General features: G+C 63.6%; 20 protein-coding genes. 17 read left to right on the plus strand and 3 right to left on the minus strand.

Going from position 1 to position 22,728, the window contains the following annotated elements:
* Positions 1-154 precede the first annotated feature (154 nt).
* From WIN67_RS13465 to WIN67_RS13525, 13 genes are all read left to right on the plus strand, one after another.
* Positions 155-2,095 (plus strand): bifunctional 5-dehydro-2-deoxygluconokinase/5-dehydro-2-deoxyphosphogluconate aldolase, encoded by a 1,941-nt coding sequence (locus tag WIN67_RS13465; protein ID WP_339071442.1) that lies wholly within the window; start codon positions 155-157, stop codon positions 2,093-2,095.
* Between the two features lie 130 nt (positions 2,096-2,225).
* Positions 2,226-3,134: a myo-inosose-2 dehydratase gene (iolE, locus tag WIN67_RS13470; protein WP_339071443.1), complete on the plus strand. Its 909-nt coding sequence runs from the start codon at positions 2,226-2,228 to the stop codon at positions 3,132-3,134.
* Positions 3,131-3,937, plus strand: coding sequence for a 5-deoxy-glucuronate isomerase (gene iolB / locus WIN67_RS13475; RefSeq protein WP_339071444.1), 807 nt, complete (start codon positions 3,131-3,133; stop codon positions 3,935-3,937). The genes iolE and iolB overlap by 4 nt, the downstream gene beginning before the upstream one ends.
* Positions 3,938-3,980: 43 nt before the next feature.
* On the plus strand, positions 3,981-5,480 hold the full coding sequence (locus tag WIN67_RS13480) for a CoA-acylating methylmalonate-semialdehyde dehydrogenase (RefSeq protein WP_339071445.1): 1,500 nt from the start codon (positions 3,981-3,983) through the stop codon (positions 5,478-5,480).
* Positions 5,481-5,516: 36 nt separating this feature from the next.
* A complete protein-coding gene (locus WIN67_RS13485; RefSeq protein WP_339071446.1) occupies positions 5,517-6,338 on the plus strand; it encodes a TIM barrel protein in 822 nt (273 codons plus the stop codon).
* 144 nt (positions 6,339-6,482) lie between these two features.
* The gene (iolD, locus tag WIN67_RS13490; RefSeq protein ID WP_296414366.1) at positions 6,483-8,420 is read left to right on the plus strand and encodes a 3D-(3,5/4)-trihydroxycyclohexane-1,2-dione acylhydrolase (decyclizing); all 1,938 of its coding nucleotides are present in this window, start codon (positions 6,483-6,485) and stop codon (positions 8,418-8,420) included.
* Between the two features lie 34 nt (positions 8,421-8,454).
* On the plus strand, positions 8,455-9,465 hold the full coding sequence (locus WIN67_RS13495) for a Gfo/Idh/MocA family protein (RefSeq protein WP_110596971.1): 1,011 nt from the start codon (positions 8,455-8,457) through the stop codon (positions 9,463-9,465).
* 538 nt (positions 9,466-10,003) lie between these two features.
* The gene (locus WIN67_RS13500; protein WP_102864452.1) at positions 10,004-10,930 is read left to right on the plus strand and encodes a sugar ABC transporter substrate-binding protein; all 927 of its coding nucleotides are present in this window, start codon (positions 10,004-10,006) and stop codon (positions 10,928-10,930) included.
* A gap of 104 nt (positions 10,931-11,034) precedes the next feature.
* Positions 11,035-12,600, plus strand: coding sequence for a sugar ABC transporter ATP-binding protein (locus WIN67_RS13505; RefSeq protein ID WP_110597018.1), 1,566 nt, complete (start codon positions 11,035-11,037; stop codon positions 12,598-12,600).
* 68 nt (positions 12,601-12,668) lie between these two features.
* Positions 12,669-13,691: an ABC transporter permease gene (locus tag WIN67_RS13510; RefSeq protein ID WP_102864453.1), complete on the plus strand. Its 1,023-nt coding sequence runs from the start codon at positions 12,669-12,671 to the stop codon at positions 13,689-13,691.
* A gap of 421 nt (positions 13,692-14,112) precedes the next feature.
* Positions 14,113-14,517: a TraR/DksA family transcriptional regulator gene (locus WIN67_RS13515; protein ID WP_011060892.1), complete on the plus strand. Its 405-nt coding sequence runs from the start codon at positions 14,113-14,115 to the stop codon at positions 14,515-14,517.
* A gap of 162 nt (positions 14,518-14,679) precedes the next feature.
* Positions 14,680-16,302, plus strand: a complete 1,623-nt coding sequence (locus WIN67_RS13520; RefSeq protein ID WP_339071447.1) for a methyl-accepting chemotaxis protein — start codon at positions 14,680-14,682, stop codon at positions 16,300-16,302.
* A gap of 115 nt (positions 16,303-16,417) precedes the next feature.
* A complete protein-coding gene (locus WIN67_RS13525; protein ID WP_296414365.1) occupies positions 16,418-16,636 on the plus strand; it encodes a hypothetical protein in 219 nt (72 codons plus the stop codon).
* Between the two features lie 179 nt (positions 16,637-16,815).
* On the opposite strand, the gene WIN67_RS13530 is transcribed toward WIN67_RS13525, so the two are convergent.
* On the minus strand, positions 16,816-17,046 hold the full coding sequence (locus WIN67_RS13530; protein WP_102864456.1) for a hypothetical protein: 231 nt from the start codon (positions 17,044-17,046) through the stop codon (positions 16,816-16,818).
* 673 nt (positions 17,047-17,719) lie between these two features.
* On the opposite strand from WIN67_RS13530, the gene WIN67_RS13535 reads away from it, so the two are divergent.
* From WIN67_RS13535 to WIN67_RS13545, 3 genes are all read left to right on the plus strand, one after another.
* On the plus strand, positions 17,720-18,190 hold the full coding sequence (locus WIN67_RS13535; protein ID WP_102864457.1) for a hypothetical protein: 471 nt from the start codon (positions 17,720-17,722) through the stop codon (positions 18,188-18,190).
* Positions 18,190-18,393, plus strand: a complete 204-nt coding sequence (locus tag WIN67_RS13540; protein ID WP_102864458.1) for a hypothetical protein — start codon at positions 18,190-18,192, stop codon at positions 18,391-18,393. The genes WIN67_RS13535 and WIN67_RS13540 overlap by 1 nt, the downstream gene beginning before the upstream one ends.
* A 134-nt stretch (positions 18,394-18,527) precedes the next feature.
* On the plus strand, positions 18,528-19,541 hold the full coding sequence (locus WIN67_RS13545; RefSeq protein ID WP_339071448.1) for an ABC transporter substrate-binding protein: 1,014 nt from the start codon (positions 18,528-18,530) through the stop codon (positions 19,539-19,541).
* Between the two features lie 36 nt (positions 19,542-19,577).
* On the opposite strand, the gene WIN67_RS13550 is transcribed toward WIN67_RS13545, so the two are convergent.
* Entirely contained in the window at positions 19,578-21,713 is a 2,136-nt protein-coding gene (locus WIN67_RS13550) for a TonB-dependent receptor (RefSeq protein ID WP_339071449.1), read from the minus strand.
* An 87-nt stretch (positions 21,714-21,800) separates the two neighbouring features.
* Entirely contained in the window at positions 21,801-22,187 is a 387-nt protein-coding gene (locus WIN67_RS13555; protein ID WP_170003274.1) for a DUF2946 domain-containing protein, read from the minus strand.
* Positions 22,188-22,283: 96 nt separating this feature from the next.
* Between WIN67_RS13555 and WIN67_RS13560 the strand changes: the two genes are divergently transcribed.
* Positions 22,284-22,721 carry a DUF3995 domain-containing protein gene (locus WIN67_RS13560; RefSeq protein WP_102864462.1) on the plus strand — a complete coding sequence of 146 codons (438 nt, stop codon included), beginning with the start codon at positions 22,284-22,286 and terminating at the stop codon, positions 22,719-22,721.
* Positions 22,722-22,728: the final 7 nt, after the last annotated feature.

The raw sequence follows: 22,728 nt of genomic DNA on the forward strand, positions 1-22,728 counted from the left end.
TAGAACAAGTTTAATGGAAAAAATATTCCACGTAAAAAACTTATAGAAAAAATATTGATTGGCGCCGAGAGACGTTTTAGTCTGCATCCACCAAGAGTGTTCGGCGCCTGCCAAGGGCGGCGAGCACAGGCTGATAAAAATAACAGGAGCCAGCATGGGCCAGACTCGTTTTGCCAGTGGGCGTCAATTGGATCTGATTTGCCTCGGACGCCTGGGCGTCGATCTCTATGCACAGCAGGTCGGTGCGCGGCTGGAGGATGTCAGCAGTTTTGCCAAGTACCTCGGCGGTTCGTCGGCGAACATTGCCTTCGGCACCGCGCGCCTGGGCCTCAAGTCGGCGATGTTGAGCCGGGTCGGCGACGATCACATGGGGCGCTTCCTGGTGGAGTCCCTGGTGCGCGAAGGCTGTGACGTCAGCGCCATCCAGGTCGACCCGCAACGCCTCACCGCCATGGTCCTGCTGGGCCTCAAGGACCGCGAAACCTTCCCCCTGGTGTTCTACCGCGAGAACTGCGCGGACATGGCGCTGCGCGCCGAAGACATCGACGAAGCCTTTATTGCCTCCAGCAAGGCCTTGCTGATCACCGGCACCCATTTCTCCACCGACGGCGTCTACCGGGCCAGCCTCCAGGCCCTGGACTACGCGCAAAAGCACGGGGTCAAGCGGGTCCTGGACATCGACTACCGGCCAGTGCTCTGGGGCCTGGCGGGCAAGGCCGACGGCGAGACCCGGTTTGTCGCCGATCACCAGGTCAGCCAGCATGTGCAAAGCATCCTGCCGCGCTTCGACCTGATCGTCGGCACCGAAGAAGAATTCCTCATTGCCGGCGGCAGCGCAGACCTGCTGACGGCCTTGCGCACGGTGCGCTCTTTGAGCGCCGCGACCCTGGTGGTCAAGCTCGGCCCGCAAGGGTGCACGGTGATCCACGGCGAGATTCCGCAGCGCCTGGAGGACGGGGCGATCTATCCCGGTGTGCGGGTGGAGGTGCTCAACGTGCTGGGCGCCGGCGATGCCTTCATGTCCGGCTTCCTCAGTGGCTGGCTGGAAGACGCCAGCGATGAGCGCTGCTGCCAGTTGGCCAACGCCTGCGGCGGCCTGGTGGTGTCGCGCCATGCCTGTGCCCCGGCCATGCCGACCCGCGCCGAACTGGACTACCTGTTCAGCAGCCCGGTGCCCATTACCCGTCCCGACCAGGACCCGATCCTGCAGCGCCTGCATCAGGTCAGCGTGCCGCGCAAGGCCTGGAAGCAATTGTTCGTCTTTGCCTTCGATCACCGTGGGCAACTGGTGGAACTGGCGCAACAGGGCGGCCAGGACCCGACGCGCATCAGCGTCCTCAAGCAGCTGTTTATCCAGGCGGTGGAGCGGGTCGAGCAACTGCTGCGCGAGCAGGGCGTGGCGGCCGATGTCGGCCTGCTGGCCGACCAGCGCTTCGGCCAGGATGCGCTGAATGCCGCCACCGGACGCGGCTGGTGGGTGGCGCGTCCGGTGGAGGTGCAGGGCTCGCGGCCGCTGGCCTTCGAGCATGGGCGCTCGGTGGGCAGCAACCTGATCGCCTGGCCCCAGGAGCAGATCATCAAGTGCCTGGTGCAATATCACCCGGACGATGAACCCCTGCTGCGCCTGGAGCAGGAAGCACAGATCCGCGGCCTGTATCAGGCGTCCCAGGTCAGCGGCCACGAGCTGCTGCTGGAAATCATCCCGCCCAAGGACCTGCCCGGGGCCCATCCCGAGGTGCTCTACCGCAGCCTCAAGCGCCTGTACAACCTGGGCATTTACCCGGCGTGGTGGAAGATCGAGGCGCAGTCGGCCGAGGAGTGGCAAAAGCTCGACGAGCTGATCCAGGAGCGTGACCCGTACTGCCGTGGCGTGGTGCTGCTGGGCCTGAATGCCTCGGCCGAGTGCCTGGCCGAGGGCTTCCGGCAAGCCGCCAACAGCCAGACCTGCCGTGGCTTTGCCGTGGGCCGGACGATTTTCCAGGAACCGAGCCGTGGGTGGCTGGCGGGGGAGATCGACGACGAAACCCTGATCCGGCAAGTGCAGGGCACCTTCGAACAACTGATCAACGCCTGGCGCAGCGCCCGCTCCCAGTAGGAGCCGGCTGGCCGGCGAAGAGGGTCTTGAGCCTGGTGCCAGGCTCGCCGGAGCCTTCGCTGGCAAGCCAGCTCCTACGAGTGCGAGGCCGTACTCCACGCTTTCATGAATAACAACAAAAGGTGCAGCCATGCCCGCTATCCGAATTGGCATCAACCCGATCTCCTGGAGCAACGACGACCTGCCGGCCCTGGGCGGTGAAACGCCCCTTAGCACCGCCCTGAGCGAAGGCCGCGACATCGGTTACCAAGGCTTTGAACTCAACGGCAAGTTCCCCAAGGACGCCAAGGGCGTGGGCGATGTGTTGCGCCCTTATGACCTGGCGCTGGTCTCGGGCTGGTACTCCAGCCGCCTGGCCCGGCGTTCGGTGGCGCAGGAAATCGACGCCATTGCCAGCCACGTCGAACTGCTGAAACGCAACGGCGCCTCGGTGCTGGTCTACGGCGAAGTGGCCGATTCGATCCAGGGCTCACCGGTGCGCCTGATCGAGCGCCCGCGCTTCCACAGTGAACAGGCCTGGCAGGATTACGCCGACAAGCTCACGGAGCTGGCGCGCTTCACCCTGTCCCAGGGCGTGCGCCTGGCCTATCACCACCACATGGGCGCCTACGTCGAGTCTCCGGCAGACATCGACAAGCTGATGAGCCTGACCGGCGAGGAAGTCGGCCTGCTGTTCGATTCGGGCCACTGCTACATGGGCGGCGGCGAACCCCTGGAGGTGCTGCGCAAGCATATCCGCCGCGTCTGCCACGTGCATTTCAAGGACGTGCGCAAGCCGGTGGTGCAGCTGGCGCGCAACAACCTGTGGAGCTTCCCGGACTGCATCGTCAACGGCACCTTCACCGTGCCCGGTGATGGCGACCTCGATTTTGCCGCCTTGCTCGATGTGCTGCTGGCCGCCGACTACCAGGGCTGGCTGGTGGTGGAAGCCGAGCAGGACCCGGCCGTGGCACCGAGCTACGTCTATGCGAAAAAAGGTTACGACACCCTGCGGGCCCTGCTGGACGCCGGCCTGCACCGCAGGAGTACTGCCCAATGAACCTGCTGGTGAAAAGCGCGGCCAAGGGCCGGACCCTGGTCCGGCTGCCAGAGGGCGCCCTGGAATACGTGGGCTTCAGTGCCTACCGCCTGAGCCTGGGGGAAAGCCTGCCGGTCAGTGCCGGCGACCAGGAGCTGTGCCTGGTGCTGCTCAGTGGCCGCATCGATGTGCAGGGCCAAGCGCCCCAGGGCGCCTTCCAGTGGGACAACCTGGGGGACCGGCAATCGGTGTTCGAAGACAAATCGCCCTTTGCCGCCTACCTGCCGCCGGGCAGCCAGGCCCAGGTCACCGCCTTGAGCGAGGTGCAGATTGCCCTGTGCGCCGCCCCGGGTGATGCCGCCGCTGGCCTCGGCCCACGGCTGATCCGCCCGGAGCAGTGCAAGCGCAGCGTGCGCGGCAAGGGCGCCAATACCCGTTATGTCTGCGACATCCTGCCCGACAGCGAGCCGGCCCATTCCCTGCTGGTGGTGGAGGTGCGCACGCCGTCCGGGCATTCCTCCAGCTACCCGCCGCACAAGCACGACACCGATGACCTGCCGCACCAGAGTTTTCTGGAAGAGACCTATTACCACCAGATCAACCCGCCCCAGGGCTTCGTCTTCCAGCGGGTCTACACCGACGACCGCAGCATCGACCAGGCCATGGCCGTGGAAAACAGCGACCTGGTGGTGGTGCCCAAGGGCTATCACCCGGTCAGCGTGCCTTACGGCTACGAGTCCTATTACCTGAACGTCATGGCCGGGCCCAAGCGCGTCTGGCAGTTCCATAACGACCCGCAGCACAGCTGGCTGCTGGATCTCTGAAGCGCCGAACTCAGACGGCAACCCTTTACGGAGAACAAGAACAATGAGCGACACCCCGGTAATAGGTCATTACATCGGCGGTCAGGTGCAGGACGCTGGCGAACGTTTCAGCCAGGTGTTCAACCCGGCCACGGGGGCGGTCCAGGCCCGCGTCGCCCTGGCCAGCCAGAAGACCGTGGACGAGGCCGTGGCCTCGGCGCTGAAGGCCTTTCCCGCCTGGTCCGAACAGTCCTCCCTGCGCCGCGCGCGGGTGATGTTCAAGTTCAAGGAACTGCTGGACCAGCACCACCAGGAACTGGCGCAGATCATCACCCGCGAGCACGGCAAGGTGCTGTCCGACGCCATGGGCGAGGTGACCCGTGGCATCGAGATCGTCGAATACGCCTGTGGCGCGCCGAACCTGTTGAAAACCGATTTCAGCGACAACATCGGTGGCGGCATCGATAACTGGAACCTGCGCCAGCCCCTGGGCGTGTGCGCCGGGGTCACGCCGTTCAACTTCCCGGTGATGGTGCCGCTGTGGATGATCCCCATCGCCCTGATCACCGGTAACTGCTTCATCCTCAAACCGTCCGAGCGCGACCCGTCCGCCAGCCTGCTGATGGCGCGCCTGCTGACGGAAGCCGGGTTGCCCGAAGGGGTGTTCAACGTGGTCCAGGGCGACAAGAGCGCCGTGGACGGCTTGCTCCAGCACCCGGACATCGAGGCGATTTCCTTTGTCGGTTCGACGCCGATTGCCGAGTACATCCACCAGCAGGCCAGCGCCCGGGGCAAGCGTGTGCAGGCCCTGGGTGGGGCCAAGAACCACATGATCGTGATGCCCGACGCCGACCTGGACCAGGCCGCCGATGCACTGATCGGTGCGGCCTACGGCTCGGCCGGCGAGCGCTGCATGGCCATCTCCATCGCCGTGGCGGTGGGCGAGGTGGCGGATGAATTGATCGCCAAGCTGCTGCCGCGTATCGACCAGCTCAAGGTCGGCAACGGCTTGCAGGGCGACAGCGACATGGGGCCGCTGGTGACCGCCGAGCACAAGGCCAAGGTTGAAGGTTTCATCGACCAGGGCGTGGCCCAGGGCGCACAGCTGCTGGTGGACGGTCGCGGCTTCAAGGTACCGGGGGCGGAGCAGGGCTTTTTTGTCGGCGCCACCCTGTTCGATCACGTCACCACCCAGATGAGCATCTACCAGCAGGAAATCTTCGGGCCGGTGCTGGGCATTGTGCGGGTGCCTGATTTTGCCAGCGCAGTGGCGCTGATCAACGCCCATGAATTCGGCAATGGCGTGTCCTGCTTCACCCGCGACGGCGGCGTGGCCCGGGCCTTTGCCCGCAGTATCAAGGTGGGCATGGTGGGCATCAACGTGCCGATTCCGGTGCCCATGGCCTGGCATTCCTTCGGCGGCTGGAAGCGCTCGCTGTTCGGCGATCACCATGCCTACGGCGAGGAAGGCGTGCGCTTCTACAGCCGCTACAAGAGCGTGATGCAGCGCTGGCCCGACAGCATCGCCAAGGGCCCGGAGTTCAGCATGCCGACGGCCAAGTAACGGTCGCGACGCGATGGATTTTGGAGAACAAGAAGAATGAGCCAGCCCCTGCGTTTCGCCCTGAATCGTATGGTTGCACCGCGTTTGTCATTGCCGGCGTTTATCGACCTGGCGCTGACGCTGAAGGTCGATGCCATTGAGCTGCGTAATGACCTTGCGGGCGTGGAAATCGAGGACGGCACGCCGCCGGAGCGGGTTCGCGAATTGTGCGCGGCCCAGGGCATCAAGGTGTTGTCGATCAACGCCCTGTACCCCTTCGATGTGTGGAACGACGAGCGTCGCCAGCAGGCCCTGAAACTTGCCGCCTATGCCCGTGCCTGCGGGGCCGAGGGGCTGGTGATGTGCCCGCTCAATGACCCTGCCGATCCGCGCACTGAGGCCCAGCGCAGCAGCGCTCTGCGCAGCGCTTTGACCGAGCTGGCGCCGATTCTGCGGGATCACGGCCTGCTGGGGTTTATCGAGCCCCTGGGCTTTGAGGAATGTGCGCTGCGCCACAAGCGCACGGCAGTGGAGGCGATCCGTGCCATCGGCGGCCTGGATGTGTTGCGCCTGGTGCACGACACCTTCCACCACCACTTGGCCGGCGAGCATGAGTTGTTCCCCGAGCTGACCGGGCTGGTGCACATCTCCGGTGTCGAGGACCGCCAAGCGCCGCTCAACCGCATTCGCGACGGCCATCGGGTACTAGTAGGCGAGGCGGACATCCTCGGCAATGCGGCGCAGATCGATACCTTGCGCAGCAGTGGCTACAGCGGCTACCTGTCGTTCGAGCCTTTTGCCGAGAGCGTGCACGGGCTGGCGGACATCCAGCAGGCGATCGGGGCGAGCATGGCCCACCTGCAGCAATCCCTGACTTGACGCCGCCCTCATGTAGGAGCCGGCTTGCCGGCGAAGGGGCCCCACAGCGGGGCGCAAGTCTCCAAGGCGCTTTCGCAGGCAAGCCAGCTCCTACGGGAGTATTGGCAGGGCCGTTGGCTTTACATCATGAATAAGGTGCAAACCATGAGTACGACACGCTTGACCATGGCCCAGGCCCTGGTGAAATTCCTCGATAACCAATACGTCGAGGTGGATGGGGTCCAGAGCAAGTTCATCGCCGGGGTCTTCACCATTTTCGGCCACGGCAACGTGCTCGGCCTGGGCCAGGCCCTGGAGCAGGACAGTGGCGACCTGGTGGTGCACCAGGGCCGCAACGAGCAGGGCATGGCCCACGCCGCCATCGGTTTCGCCAAGCAGCACCTGCGGCGCAAGATCTACGCCTGCAGCTCCTCGGTGGGCCCCGGCGCGGCCAATATGCTGACCGCGGCGGCCACCGCCACGGCCAACCGGATTCCCTTGCTGTTGCTGCCGGGGGACGTTTACGCCAGCCGCCAGCCGGACCCGGTGCTGCAACAGATCGAACAGTTCCATGACCTGAGCATCAGCACCAACGATGCCTTCAAGGCCGTGAGCAAATACTGGGACCGCATCAACCGCCCCGAGCAACTGATGAGCGCGGCGATCCACGCCATGCGTGTGCTCACCGACCCGGCGGAAACCGGCGCCGTGACCCTGGCATTGCCCCAGGATGTGCAGGGCGAAGCCTACGATTACCCGGATTCCTTCCTCGCCAAGCGCGTGCATCGCATCGACCGCCGTCCGGCCACCGAGGCCATGCTCGGCGATGCCCTGGCGCTGTTTCAGGGCAAGCGCAAGCCGCTGATTATCTGTGGCGGCGGGGTCAAGTATTCCGGGGCCAACCGGGCGTTGCAGGCCTTTGCCGAACGCTTCGGCATCCCCTTTGCCGAAACCCAGGCGGGCAAGAGCGCGGTGGTTTCCGAGCATCCGTTGAACGTCGGCGGGATCGGCGAGACCGGCTGCCTGGCGGCCAACCTGCTGGCCAGGGAAGCCGACCTGATCATCGGCATCGGCACCCGCTACAGCGATTTCACCACCTCGTCGAAATGGCTGTTCCAGCACCCGGAGGTGGCGTTCCTCAACCTCAATGTCTGCCCTGGCGACAGCCTCAAGATGGAGGGCGTGCAGCTACTGGCCGATGCCCGCGCCGGCTTGCAGGCCCTGAGCGAAACCTTGGGCCGCAGCGGCTATCGGGCGGCCTGGGACGGACAGATCAGTGCGGCCAAGGCGCAGTTGGAGGCCGAGGTGGACCGGGTGTATCAGGTGCAATACCAGGACGACGGTTTTGTCCCGGAGATCAACGACCACATGGACCCGGCGGTGCTGCGCGAATTCATCGAGCTGACCGGCTCCTGCCTGACCCAGAGCCGGGTGCTCGGGCTGCTCAACCAGGCCTTGCCCGAGGACGGCATCATCGTCGCCGCCGCCGGCAGCCTGCCCGGCGACCTGCAGCGCAGCTGGCGCAGCAAGGGGGTCAACAGCTACCACGTGGAATACGGCTATTCGTGCATGGGCTACGAGGTCAACGCGGCCCTGGGGGTCAAGCTCGCCGAGCCGGATCGCGAGGTGTACGCCCTGGTGGGCGACGGCTCCTACCTGATGCTGCACTCGGAGCTGGTCACCTCGATCCAGGAGCGGCGCAAGATCAACGTGGTGCTGCTGGACAACATGACCTTCGGCTGCATCAACAACCTGCAGATGGGCCACGGCATGGACAGCTTCGGCACCGAGTTCCGCTACCGCAACCTGCAGAGCGGCAAGCTCGACGGCGGCTTTGTGCCGGTGGACTTCGCCATGAGCGCCGCCGCCTACGGCTGCAAGACCTACAAGGTCAGCACTGAGGAGCAACTGCTGGCGGCCCTGGCCGATGCCCGGACCCAGACGGTATCGACCCTGATCGACATCAAGGTCCTGCCCAAGACCATGATCCACAGCTACCTGTCCTGGTGGCGGGTGGGCGTGGCCCAGGTGTCCACCAGCGAACGCACCGATGCGGCGGCCAAGACCCTTAATGAACGCCTGGCCCAGGCCCGGCAGTACTGATTGCTCTGCAACGAACAACAACAGGAGTATCTGCATGTCTTTGAAACTTGGCGTTATCGGGACCGGGGCCATCGGCCAGGATCACATCCGTCGTTGCAGCCAGACCCTGCTGGGCAGCCAGGTGGTGGCGGTCACCGACATCAACCTGGCGTCGGCGGCCAAGGTGGTCAGCGACCTCAAGCTCAGCGCCGAGGTCTATCCTGATGGCCACGCGCTGATCAAGGCGGCGGACGTCGAGGCAGTGCTGGTCACCTCCTGGGGGCCGAGCCACGAGGAGTTCGTGCTGGCGGCGATTGCCGCGGGCAAGCCGGTGTTCTGTGAAAAGCCCCTGGCGGTGACCGCCGCCGGCTGCCGGCGCATCGTCGAGGCCGAAATCGCCCACGGCAAGCGCCTGGTGCAGGTGGGTTTCATGCGCCCCTACGATGCCGGCTACCAGGCCTTGAAGGCGGTGATCGACAGCGGCCAGATCGGCGAGCCGCTGATGCTGCACTGCGCCCACCGCAACCCGCGGGTGGGTGAGAACTACAAGACCGACATGGCCATCACCGACACCCTGATCCATGAGCTGGACGTACTGCGCTGGCTGCTGGCTGACGATTATGTGTCGGTGCAGGTGGTGTTCCCGCGCAAGACCAGCAAGGCCCTGGCCCACTTGCGCGACCCGCAGATCGTGCTGCTGGAAACCGCCCGTGGCACGCGCATCGACGTCGAGGTGTTCGTCAACTGCCAGTACGGCTACGACATCCAGTGCGAAGTGGTGGGGGAGAGCGGTATCGCCAGGCTGCCGGAGCCGTCCCAGGTGCAATTGCGCAGCGAAGCCAAGCTGTCCAACGCCATCCTGATGGATTGGAAGGAGCGTTTTATCGCCGCCTATGACGTGGAGTTGCAGGCCTTTATCGACGGCGTGCGCGCCGGCCAGGTAGGCGGGCCCTCGGCCTGGGACGGCTTTGCTGCCGCCGTGGCGGCCGATGCCTGCATCGAAGCGCAGGGCAGCGGCCAGATCGTCAAAATCGAGCTGCCTGAGCGCCCGGGCTTCTACGCCTGACCTTGTACCGGGCCCGCCCGGGGGGATTTGCGGGGGCGCCTCCGGTTGCGCGCCGCTGAACCGCCGCCCGGGTTTTCCCCGGGCGCGCGCCCATTGGGCTTGGGCGCACATTCGCCACGGGGCCAGGATTTTCAAGGCTTTAACTGATTTGGAATAAAATTCTAAAATGAGTTGATGTAGAAATTATTTTCCAATAAAGTCATTTTCAGGTTGCCGACTCGCTAGGTCGCACGCCCTCAAGCAAACCATGAGAGGCGTGCGGACCGACCCACAAAAACAACAGGTACCGTCGATGAAAACCTTCACTAGCACCATCCTCGCTCTACGTTCGCGGTTTCGCAGCTCGCCCGCGTCAACCTCCGCTTCGCCTCGGCCCAGCCGCTCTGCCGTCCTCCTGACCTGCCTCGGCTTTCTGTGTGTAGAACGCAACGGTTCACTGCTGTGCTGCGTACCCGGTGCCCCCATCGTGCATCTGTCGCTCTGAGTGGTTTCTGCGCTTTATCCATAAAACCTACAAGAATGTGGAGAAAGACCTGTGATGAACACCAAGATCCGTTTTGCCTCGCTTGCACTGTCGATGCTGCTGGCCAGTGGGGCCGCCTTCGCCGACATCAAGATCGGCGTGAGCATGTCGCAGTTCGATGACACCTGGCTGACCTATCTGCGCGAGTCGATGGATCAGAAAGCCAAGTCCCTGCCCGATGGCGTCAAGCTGCAGTTCGAAGACGCCCGCAGCGATGTGGTCAAGCAGTTGAGCCAGGTCGAGAACTTCATCAGCCAGAAAGTCGACGCGATCGTGGTCAACCCGGTGGACACCGCCGCCACTAAGAAAATCACCGAGGCCGCGGTGAAGGCCGGCATCCCCCTGGTGTACGTCAACCGCCGCCCGGATGACCTGAACCTGCCCAAGGGCGTGGTGACCGTGGCTTCCAATGACCTGGAAGCCGGGAAAATGCAGATGCAGTACCTGGCCGACAAGATGGGCGGCAAGGGCGACATCGTGATCCTGCTGGGCGACCTGGCGAACAACTCCACCACCAACCGTACCAAGGGAGTCAAGGAGGTGCTGGCCCAGTACCCGGGGATCAAGGTCGACCAGGAACAGACCGGGGTCTGGCTGCGGGACAAGGGCATGACCCTGGTCAACGACTGGCTGACCCAGGGCCGCAAGTTCGACGCGGTGGTGTCCAACAACGATGAAATGGCTATTGGTGCCGCCATGGCGCTGAAGCAGGCCGGAGTCGAGAAGGGCAGTGTGCTGATCGCCGGTGTCGACGGCACTCCGGATGGCCTGCGTGCGGTGAAGAAGGGCGAATTGGCGCTCTCGGTGTTCCAGGACGCCAAGGGCCAGGCGGACGGTTCCATCGATACCGCGGTGAAGATGATCAAGCATGAGCCGGTAGAGCCGGCGGTGTGGGTTCCGTATCGGCTGATCACCCCGGACAACGTCGACCAGTTCAAGTAACGCCGCTCACCTTCCAGAGCTGTTCCAGAAGAACAGGCTCTAACAACAATAAGTAATAAGTGGCAAGGCGGCCTCGGGCGGCCTTGCCGATGGAGTACCTGATCATGTTCTCTAGCGCGACTGCCTCGAGCACCCCGCTGGCGGGTATCTTGCCTGCCGCCACATCGATTGAAGAACCCTATCTGCTGGAGGTCATCAATGTCAGCAAGGGCTTTCCCGGTGTGGTCGCCCTGTCCGATGTGCAACTGCGGGTACGCCCGGGAACGGTGCTGGCGCTGATGGGCGAGAACGGCGCCGGCAAGTCGACCCTGATGAAAATCATCGCTGGCATCTATCAGCCGGACGCCGGCGAGCTGCGCCTCAAGGGCCGGCCGGTGGTGTTCGAAACGCCCCTGCAGGCCCTGCAATCGGGCATCGCCATGATCCATCAGGAGCTCAACCTGATGCCGCACATGAGCATTGCCGAGAACATCTGGATCGGCCGTGAGCAGCTCAACGGCCTGCGCATGATCGATCACCGCGCCATGCACCGCTGCACCGCGCAGTTGCTGGAACGCCTGCGCATCAACCTCGACCCCGAGGAGCAGGTGGGCAACCTGAGCATTGCCGAGCGGCAGATGGTGGAGATCGCCAAGGCGGTGTCCTACGACTCCGACGTGCTGATCATGGACGAACCGACCTCGGCCATTACCGACAAGGAAGTGGCGCACCTGTTCTCGATCATTGCCGACCTCAAGGCCCAGGGTAAGGGCATCATCTATATCACCCACAAAATGAACGAAGTGTTCGCCATCGCCGATGAAGTGGCGGTGTTCCGCGACGGTGCCTATATCGGCCTGCAACGGGCCGACAGCCTGGACGGCGACAGCCTGATCTCGATGATGGTGGGGCGCGAGCTGAGCCAGCTGTTTCCCCAGCGCGAGAACCCTGTCGGCGACCTGCTGCTCCAGGTCCGCGACCTGCGCCTGGACGGGGTGTTCGACAGGGTGTCCTTCGACCTGCACGCCGGGGAGATCCTCGGCATCGCCGGGCTGATGGGCTCGGGCCGGACCAATGTCGCCGAGACCCTGTTCGGCATCACCCCCTGCGACGGCGGCGAGATGGTTCTCGACGGCCAGGCCCTGCGCATCAGCGACCCGCACCAGGCGATCGAGAAGGGCTTTGCCCTGCTGACCGAGGATCGCAAGCTCAGCGGGCTGTTCCCGTGCCTGTCGGTCCTGGAAAACATGGAAGTGGCGGTGCTGCCGCATTACGCCGGCGGCGGCTTTGTCCAGCAGAAGGCCTTGCGTGCCCTGTGCGAGGACATGTGCAAGAAGCTGCGGGTCAAGACCCCGTCTCTGGAGCAATGCATCGATACCTTGTCCGGGGGCAATCAGCAGAAGGCCCTGTTGGCGCGCTGGCTGATGACCAATCCGCGCATCCTGATCCTTGATGAGCCGACCCGGGGTATCGACGTCGGGGCCAAGGCCGAGATCTACCGCTTGATCTCCTTCCTCGCCAGCGAAGGCATGGCGGTGATCATGATTTCCTCGGAGCTGCCCGAAGTGCTGGGCATGAGCGACCGGGTCATGGTCATGCACGAAGGTGAACTCATGGGCACCCTCGACCGCAGCGAGGCGACCCAGGAACGGGTGATGCAATTGGCGTCAGGAATGTCGGTGGTGCACTGATTTTCAATCGATGGCGGTCGGCGGCGCTGTGATTCGCCGCGGCCAGGCACTAACAAAGGTGAGTGGTTATGAACGTGATGTCTGAAAACAAACCGGCCGCGGCGCCCGCTAGAACGCGCCGGCGCCTTCCCACCGAACTGAGTATTTTTCTGGTCCTGATCGGCATCGGCCTGGTCTTCGAGCTGTTCGGCTGGATCGTGCGTGACCAGAGCTTCCTGATGAACTCCCAGCGCCTGGTGCTGATGATCCTCCAGGTGTCGATCATCGGCCTGCTGGCCATCGGCGTGACCCAGGTGATCATCACCACGGGCATCGACCTGTCCTCGGGCTCGGTGCTGGCGCTGTCGGCGATGATCGCCGCCAGCCTGGCCCAGACCTCGGACTTTGCCCGGGCAGTGTTTCCGTCCCTGACCGACTTGCCGGTGTGGATACCGGTGGTGGCCGGGCTGGGGGTGGGCCTGCTGGCGGGGGCGATCAACGGCAGCATCATCGCCATCACTGGTATTCCGCCCTTTATCGCCACCCTGGGCATGATGGTGTCGGCCCGCGGCCTGGCCCGCTATTACACCGAAGGCCAGCCGGTGAGCATGCTGTCCGATTCCTACACCGCCATCGGTCACGGGGCGATGCCGGTGATCATCTTCCTGGTGGTGGCGGTGATCTTCCACATCGCCTTGCGCTACACCAAGTACGGCAAGTACACCTACGCCATCGGCGGCAACATGCAGGCGGCGCGCACCTCGGGGATCAACGTCAAGCGCCATCTGGTGATCGTCTACAGCATCGCCGGGTTGCTGGCGGGGCTGGCCGGGGTGGTGGCCTCGGCGCGGGCCGCCACCGGGCAGGCGGGGATGGGCATGTCCTATGAACTGGATGCGATTGCCGCGGCCGTGATCGGCGGCACCAGCCTGGCCGGTGGCGTGGGGCGGATCACCGGCACGGTGATCGGCGCGCTGATTCTTGGCGTCATGGCCAGCGGCTTCACTTTTGTCGGCGTGGACGCCTACATCCAGGACATCATCAAGGGCCTGATCATCGTGGTGGCGGTGGTCATTGACCAGTACCGCAACAAGCGCAAGCTCAAGCGCTGATCCACCAGCCTGTTGTCGGCGCTGGTTGGCCAGCGAAGGCGCCCACAAGATGAGGTACAACGGGCGGGGCTGTTCGCCGGCAAGTTGGTTTTTGCGGCGGAGAAACGGGGGAAAAGGCTCCGAATCCGCCGTCCGGTACTGCCGTTTGTCTTCTAAAAGACCTGCTCATATGGAATTTTTTGTTATAAAAGCACTCTGACAAGCGCCACCAAAGCCCGCAATTGCGGGCTTTGTGCGGTTTGTCAGACAGATTCGCTGTCATTTCAGTTGCTGCGCCCTCAAACCGGCCTTAGACTGCCGCCCCTCGTAAATTGAGTGCCGGGTGGCGCTTGGAAGGTATGGCGCCTTTCTGATGACCTGACGGGTCAACCGGAAACAGTTTGAATTCGCCTTAATGCACGTATTTTTTATAGAGAAATCAATGACCAAGGAAAAGTTGCTGGCCATGCCGGCGGATGACTACATGAATGCCGAGCAGCACGCTTTTTTCAGCGACCTGTTGCAAGCCATGAAGGTGGAAACCCACGAGCGCATCGAACAGAACCGGATCGCCATTGAAAGCCTGGACACCCCGGCTGACCCGGCCGACGCCGCTTCCGTCGAAGAAGAGCGCACCTGGTTGGTCAACGCCATTGATCGTGACCAGCGCATGCTGCCGCAATTGGAGCAGGCCCTGGGCCGGATCAGTGACGACAGCTTCGGCTGGTGCGATGACAGCGGCGAGCCGATCGGCCTCAAGCGCCTGCTGATCAGCCCAACCACCAAGTACTGCATCGAAGCCCAAGAGCGCCACGAGCAGATCGACAAGCATCAGCGTCAAGCCTGATCGCCAGCCCCCGCCACAGCGGGGGCTTTGTTTTTTCGGGTACGACTCCATACCCGCTCATTCCCTTGATCTACTGCAAACCCCCGACTAAGGGACCATGGATAATGGCCTTCTAGTGGCGTCTAATGCCGAAAATAATTAGAACGATGTGGGGTGCTAAACATGTCAAGAGAAGGATCTCTAGCGGTGCCGATCGCGCAACCGCTGGCAGCAACACCCGCCGTCCGTTGGTGGGCGCCGACCTTGCAGAGCGCGGCCTTGATGGGCTTGCTGGGTGGCCAGGCACTGGGTGACTGGCCGCTGTACCTGTGCCTGCCCCTGGCGGTGCTGGTGGTCTGGCTGCCCCGGCTGAGAAGCCGCAAGGTGCCCGAGGCGCCGGCGACAACGGCCGACAGCGAGCTGTCCTCGCTGACCCGCGACCTGTCCTACAGCACCACCCATAACGCCCTGTCTGCCGCTGGCGTGGCCTATTCGGTGACGCAACTGGCGGGCAAGCTGCAATCCCAGCTGGATGCCGCGGCGCGCATCGTCGGCAACGCCGAAGTGATGATCAAGACCGAACAGGCCACCTCGCAACTCAGCCGACAGGCCCTGGAGGCGGCCAGTGAGGCCCACGCCAGCAGCGCCGAAGGGCGCACGGTGCTGGGGGAGTCCATCAGTCGCATGCACTCCCTGAGCGAGCGGGCCAGTGGCAGCCGCGAGCTGATCGAGGCCTTGAGCCAGCGCAGTGAAGAGATCCAGCGGGTGACCCTGGTGATCCAGTCCATCGCCAGCCAGACCAACCTGCTGGCCCTGAATGCCGCTATCGAGGCCGCCCGGGCCGGGGAGCACGGACGGGGTTTTGCCGTGGTCGCCGACGAGGTGCGCGGGCTGGCCGGGCGCACCGCCACGGCCACCGATGAGGTCGGGGTGATGGTGGCCGATATCCAGCAACGCACCAGCGATGTGGTGGAGCAGATCCGTCAGCTGTCCGACGACCTGAACCTGGGGGTGGAGCAGGTGGAACACACCGGTCGGCACCTGGACAACATCGCCCGTCTGGCAGCAGGGGTGGAAGGCCAGGTCAGCGAGATCGCCCGGGGCGCCGAGACCAACCGCGAACAGTTGGACAGCCTGTTCCATGCCGTGGAGCAGATGCGCAGCGACCTGGCGGTCAGCGATCAGCAGACCCGCAGCCTGGCTCAGGCGGCGGTGCAGATGGAAGGGCAGGCGGAAACCATCAGTGAGCGTCTGGCGGCTGTGGGGCTGGATGACTACCACCAGCGCATTTATGACCTGGCCCGTGAAGGCGCCCGGCGTATCGCCGAGCAGTTCGAGACCGACCTGGCGCAGAACCGCATCAGCCTCGACGACCTGTTCGACCGCCATTACCAGTTGATCGCCAACACCGATCCGGCCAGGTACCAGACCCGTTTTGACCGCTACACCGATCAGGTGCTGCCGCCGATCCAGGAATCCCTGCTGCCGCGCCACGATGGCCTGGTGTTCTCCATCGCCTGTACCCAGGAGGGTTATGTACCGACCCACAACCTGGCCTTCTCCCAGCCGTTGACCGGCGATCCCGTGGCGGACAACCTGCATAACCGCAGCAAGCGCAAGTTCGCCGATCGCACCGGCATTCGTTGTGGCAGTCACCAGCAACCGCTGTTGCTGCAAACCTATACCCGCGATACCGGCGAACTGATGCACGACTTGTCGGTGCCGATCTGGGTCCAGGGGCGGCATTGGGGCGGGTTGCGCCTGGGCTACAAGCCCGAGCAGGCGCCGCCCCAGCGCAAGGGCTGAGAACATTGTTACCAGGGGCGTAAGACTGCTGTGCAGGATGTGACTGTTTCAGACGCCGGGAACTGACTAGTATGCTCACATCGTTAGGGAGCTAACTAATTCCTGGAGGTTCTCCATGCACAGCAAAGTTGATGTAGCCGTGATGATCGGCAGTGGTGTTCCCCCCATGCTGCGGGAGCTGGGACGCAAGGCGTGCTGGGTGGTGCTGGTCAATGGCGAACAACGTGGCACTGCCTTTGCCAGCCGCGTCGAGGCCGAGGAGTGCCGGCAGGCCTGGCAGGCGAAACTGGCGCAGTGCCGGCCTGGGCGCCATGCATTCCAGCATTCGGCTTGATGCTTGGGTGGCAGATAGAGGCTTGATCGGTTGGGGCGGATGTCTGGATTCAGGCTGTTGCAGGCAGGGCCCGAAGGCGAGTCGCTGGTGTTAAGTTAATCATCATGATGCTCTTAAACGGATCTCGCCTGGGTCACGGGGGCGCCGCTGGGTTCCCGGGCGGCGCGCTGTGGCAGGTATCAGGCGTTCAGGGCGCCCTGGTCAATGGCCAGCTTGAGGGCCTTGGCGGATTCCCTGGCCGCCGCTGCAGCTTCTTCGGAGGTCTTGAACCAGCGGTCGCGTTCCACCTGGTGGAAGGTGATCTGGGTCAGTGGAGGTTTGGCGCGCATGGCAATCACGGCCTGGAATTCGCCTTCGACTTCTCTGCACTCGCCACGAATGAAAAACTCGCCAATATCTAGTTCGGTCACTTCTAGCCTTCCCTTGGAGATGAGTGAGTGCTTGAGCGCCCGTACCGCGAGCGCTCAACCAGCGAGGGAGTATGGCAGTTGTTGCGTTGCGACGGGCTGAGTTATGTCATTGCGGTTTTAGGTAGAGATTGTTCTGGGGCACTAAAGTGAACTTTCTTACGCTTCAATCCGCCAATCCAGATCACTGCACCAGAGTGTTACTGGTTAGAATGCCGGGCCTTGCGTGACGACTGCGGGCAAGATTACCCGCTGATGAGCAACATTAGTCTTTGTACTAATGAATGGCCGTGCAGTCATGAATCGCTCGCTTTAAATGGTCGAAATGCACAAAGTTGCTCTAGAATTGCTTCTGCAACCCGAAGTGGCTGCCGATCCGGGGATTCAATCTCAGGGTATATCCGGCTTTCCGGCCTGTTTCAGTACCCGCCCCAGATAGCTCGCCGCCACACTTTTCGGGGTGTCAGAGCCTACTCCTACAGCCTTTGACCTGTGCCTGATGCTTCGGCGAAATGCCCGCTGCTCAGCGCCGGCGTTAACGCCGTGGCCTGGAGTACCCGCTGCATTTGAGTGTTTTTTTGGGGTAACTGATTGGGGTGATCACGCCGTCATGGCGGTTTTTTGTGCTGTCCGTTTTTCCTCGGACGGCACCCTTTTGAGTATCGGGGAGTGTTCCTTGGCAGTAAGTAATCTTGAAATGCATGCGTTGTTCGTTTTGGGTGATTTGCGCGCAAAACTGGTCAAGCAGTTCCAATCTCGTTTTGTCTACATCACCGAACAGTCCGCCGAAGGCATCTACATCGCCGAGATCGATACCGAGAGCGCGTTGGTGGTGGACGACAAGCCTCGGCTGGAGCTCAAGGTGGGCGATCATTTTCGCGCTGCTGTACTGCCCAGCCGGGAAGGCGGCAAGCTGGAAATCCGCTTTCGCGAGATCAAGCTGACGGTATACGGCCTGGGCGACTATGCCTTTGTCAGCAGTCCCCTGGGGCAGGGGATTGTGTTCAAGGAAGGTCACTCGGTGGTGATGGTCTTCGCCGCCAACGAGCAATTGCAGGAAGGCTTGAGCAAGACCCTCAAGGCGGTCAGCGCCAAGGCGGCCAAATTCCGCAAGGGCGAACTGGTGAGTTTCAAGGCCAGCGAGTAATGAGCCAGAGCCGCGCCGAGTTTCACCAGCAGCACCAGCAGGCCGCGTGTGACGAAGCTCAACGCCTGTTCGCCGAGAAGGCGCGCTTGCAGGGCGCCTGGCTGAACTGGGTGGCCGGCCAGCTGTACCACCTGCGCCCGGCGGCATACGCCAGCATGGTGCGCCGCGAGTTGCAGCGGCTGCAGGAGCCGGCGGACCCTTGATGGTCGATCCGGGCCGCGACCCCGGTTGAAAATATGGAACCTCTACTACAGTCAGTTGACTGAATGCTTCAGGGGCCTGGCAGCTTTGCGTGGCGTGTCCCTTTGGTCCTGGTCCTGATCCGAGAGGTGCACCCATGAAAGGAGTTCGAGCGCTGCTGGCCAGCAGCCTGTTGGCCCTTGCCGCCTTGAACGCGCCACCGGTGGCGGCGGCTTCCGCGCCGATTCACTTCGCCGACCTGAACTGGGAGAGCGGCAGCCTGATCACCGAGATCCTGCGGATCGTGGTCGAGAAGGGTTATGGCCTGCCCACCGATACACTGCCTGGCACTACCATCACCCTGGAAACCGCCCTGGCCAACAACGATATCCAGGTGATTGGCGAAGAGTGGGCGGGGCGCAGCCCGGTGTGGGTCAAAGCCGAGGCCGAAGGCAAGGTGCTGGCCCTGGGGGACACGGTCAAGGGCGCTACCGAAGGCTGGTGGGTGCCGGAGTACGTGATCAAGGGTGATCCCGCCAAGGGCATCGCGGCCCTGGCGCCGGAGTTGCGCAGCGTTACCGACCTGGCGCGCTACAAGGATGTGTTCAAGGACCCGGAGAGTCCGACCAAGGGACGTTTCCTCAACAGCCCGATTGGCTGGACCTCGGAGATCGTCAACCAGCAGAAGCTCAAAGCCTATGGCCTGGAGGACAGCTACGTGAACTTCCGCAGTGGCTCCGGCGCAGCCCTGGATGCGGAGATCAGCTCGTCGATCCGTCGGGGCAAACCGATCCTGTTCTACTACTGGTCACCGACGCCGCTGCTGGGGCGCTTCAAACTGATCCAGCTGCAAGAGCCGCCCTTTGATGCCGAGGCCTGGAAGACCCTGACCGACGCCAGCAACCCTAACCCGCGTCCCAGCCGTTCCCTGGCCTCGAAACTGTCCATCGGCGTGTCTGCGCCATTCCACAAGCAGTACCCGCAGTTGGTGAGCTTCTTCAGCCAGGTCGAGCTGCCCATCGAACCCCTCAACCAGGCCCTGGCGCAGATGAGCGAAAACCACAGCACGCCCCGTGACGCGGCCCGGGCCTTCCTCAAGCAGCATCCTGATCTCTGGCGCAACTGGGTGCCCCAGGACGTCGCCGCCAAAGTCGCCGCCGCCCTGTTGTAGGAGCCGGCTTGCCGGCGAAGAGGCCCCCAAGGCGGGTCAGAAGCGGGTCTGCACCGCCAGTTCGAAGGTGCGCGGGGTGCCCAGGTAGTAAGCCGGGGAGACATGGGCGAACTTGCCGTAGACCTCGTTGGTCAGGTTGCGTACCCGGCCGGTGACGGTGGTGTGGCTGTCGACCTGGTAGCGCAGGAAGCTGCCGTACAGGGTGTAGGCCGGCAGTGTCAGGGTGTTGGCGTTGTCGGCGTACACCGAGGCCACGTAGCGGGCATCGACGCCGGTCTGCCAGCTTGGGGCCAGGTCATAGGTCAGCCACAGGTTGGCCACCCGCTCGGGGACGTTGGTCGGGGTGTTGCCCTTGCGTGAGACCACCGCGCCGCTGGCCACCTTCTCGTTGAACGCGTCATATTCGGCGTCGACCCAGGCGAAGTTGGCTTCCGCCAGCAGCTTGGGGGTGACCCGCAGGGAACTGGCCAGCTCGATGCCCCTGGAGGTCTGCTGGCCCACGGGAATGCTGTTGGCCGGGTCCTGGGGATCGGTGACGGCAAAGTCCTTGCGTTCGATGCGGTAGGCCGCCAGGGTCGCCGAGCCGCGTCCGTCCAGGTAGTCGAACTTGCTGCCCACTTCCCATTGCTTGCCGGTGGACACCTCGAAGTTCTGGGTGCCGCTGGGCTGTTCGGCGGCCGTGCTGTATTGCACGTAGACGTTGGCGCTGGGCAGGAACTGCCAGGTCAGCCCCAGGCGCCCGGTGACCGGCTCCCAGCTGCGCTTGAGATGCCGCGGGTTGCTGGCGCTGATCACGCGGTGGTTGGTCACGTCCAGGTCGATGGCGTCATAGCGCAGGCCGCTGAGCAGGGACAGCTCGTCGGTCAGGGCCAGGCGGTTCTCGACGAACAGGGCGCGGGTGGTGACTTGGTTGGTCTTGTCCTTGACCCAGCTCTGGCGGGTGCCCTTCAGGTCGTAGAAGTACCCCGGCTGGAAGTTGCCGGGGTCCACGCTGTTGTTGGCCGAGACGTTCCATGGGGAGCTGGTGGTGCTGTTGACCTTGTACTCAAAACCCCCGGACCAGGTGGTATCGAGGCCGAACAGTTGATCGTCATGACGCAGTTCGAACTGGTTGCCGTCCTGCTGGCCCTGGTGCCGCACCAGATAGGCGGTGGAGCGGTTCACCCGGCTGTTGTCGGGGCTGTACTGGTAGGTCTCCAGGTTGCGGTAGTCGCGCTGGCTGTCCAGGTGATAGAGGGTGTTGCGCAGGCTGGTGCTGGGGTTGATCCGGTAGTCGATGATCGAGCGTAGCCACACTGTGCGCTGTTCATACAGGCCGTCGGCGACGTTGTAGTTGTTGAAGCGGTGGTGCTTGTCGATCTTCAGCTCGCCGGCCTTGGGGTTGCGCACCGGGGTGCCCCAGTAGGGGCTGTCTTCGTGCTCGTCCTGGTATTCCACCGCCAGGGTGTGGGACAGGTCAGGGGTCAAGTCGCTGAGCAGGGAGAAGGCCAGGCTCCAGGCATCGCGCTCCTGGCGGTCGATGTAGCCGTTGCTGGTGTTGTGGCTGACGTCGAAGCGCGCGTAGTGCTGCACCTCGGCACCCGCCGGGCTCAGGGCGTGATTGACCCCGAAAGCGGTTTGCGTGGTGTCGTAGCTGCCGTAGCTGAGCAGGCCCTCGGCCGCCTGTTCGCGGCGGTCCGCCAGCTTGGTCACGTAGTTCAGCGAGCCGCCCACGGAGCCGGCGCCATTGATCAGCGACGAGGGGCCGCCCACCAGTTCCACCCGGTCATAGATCCAGGCGTCCACCGGCCGTGCCAGGCCGGTGGCGACGTTGATGCCGTTGAACATCTGGGTGATCTGGCTGCTGGTGAAGCCGCGGTAGGAGATGAAGCCGCCGAACCCCGGTGGTGCACTGGCATTGACCCCGGGCAGGGCGTTGGCGGCGTCCTGGAAGGTCTGGGCGCCACGGCGCTCGATGTCCTGGCGGCTGGCGATCGCCACCGAGGCCGGGGTTTCCCGCAGGCTCAGGCCCAAACGCGAGGCCATGCCGCTGGACTGCTCCAGGGACAGGCCGGGTTCAACGTCCGCCTCTTCGGCGTTAACGGTGGTAGGGGCCAGCTCCAGGCCGGATTTGCCCCAGGCGTTGACGGACAGGCAGGCCAGCAGGCTCGCCAGTAAAGGAAGGTGTTTCATGCATGCATCCTGAATTCTTGACTAGGAAAAGGCCCACGAAAGCGCGCCGCGCAGCAGCGCAGTGGGCGGGTCGAGCACGAGCAGGAATCAGGCGTAGGGCGGTGCCCGAGGATGGGCGGCGGGCCAGGTGAAACGGGCCGGGAGGTGGGTCTGAAGCTGACGCGCCAGCGGCGGCGCCTGGGGTTGGGGCAACAGCGCCAGGGTGACGCTGGAGTTCAGTGCCGGGCCCATGCCGCCGGTGGAGCACAGCGGGCAACCGAAGGCCTTGGACAGGGTGGGCAGGGAGTCCTGGTCGGCCGGCTGTTGCAGGGGGGCTTGGGTGTTGGGATCGATGCTGCAGAACTGCCCGCCGATGCCGTTGAGCTGCATGCCGAGCATCTGCCCGTGGCCGATGCTGCAGGCAAACACGTTGAACAGGACGCAGCAATAAAGCATCCAGGCAACGAGCGAGCGATCGGAACGGGTCAATTTCATGGGGCGGCACTTTATCATCGAAGGCGACGAACGTACTTACAAAAACCAGCAATCGAGTCCATTCTCTTTACGACTTTTTTACAAGGACGTCTGAACATGAATCTTCTGCTCGCTCAGGGGATGTCCGGCACTTTTCTGTTCATCAGCCTGATCCATCTGTACTGGGCCGCCGGAGGCAAGCGCGGCAGCGACGCGGTGATCCCCCAAGTGCCGGGGCCGGTTCCCGGGCAGAGCCAACCGGCCTTTCACCCTCCGGCCCTGGCCACCTTGCTGGTGGCGGTGGGGCTGTTGCTGGTGGCGATGCTGGTCTGCCTGCGGGTTGGGCTCTACCTGCCGACCGTGACCCATCCGTCCCTGCAATGGGTGATCAGCGCCATTGCCTTGCTGATGTTCGCCCGGGCCATTGGCGATTCCGAGCTGGTTGGCTTCTTCAAGCAAGTGCGTGACTCGAAGTTCGCCCGTCTCGACACCCTGTTCTATTCCCCGCTGTGCGTGGTACTGGGTGCCGGATTGCTGGTGCTGGCCTGGGCCTGAAGGGCAA

Source organism: Pseudomonas idahonensis, from assembly GCF_037903935.1.
In the GTDB taxonomy this organism is placed as follows: Bacteria; Pseudomonadota; Gammaproteobacteria; order Pseudomonadales; family Pseudomonadaceae; genus Aquipseudomonas; species Aquipseudomonas danubii.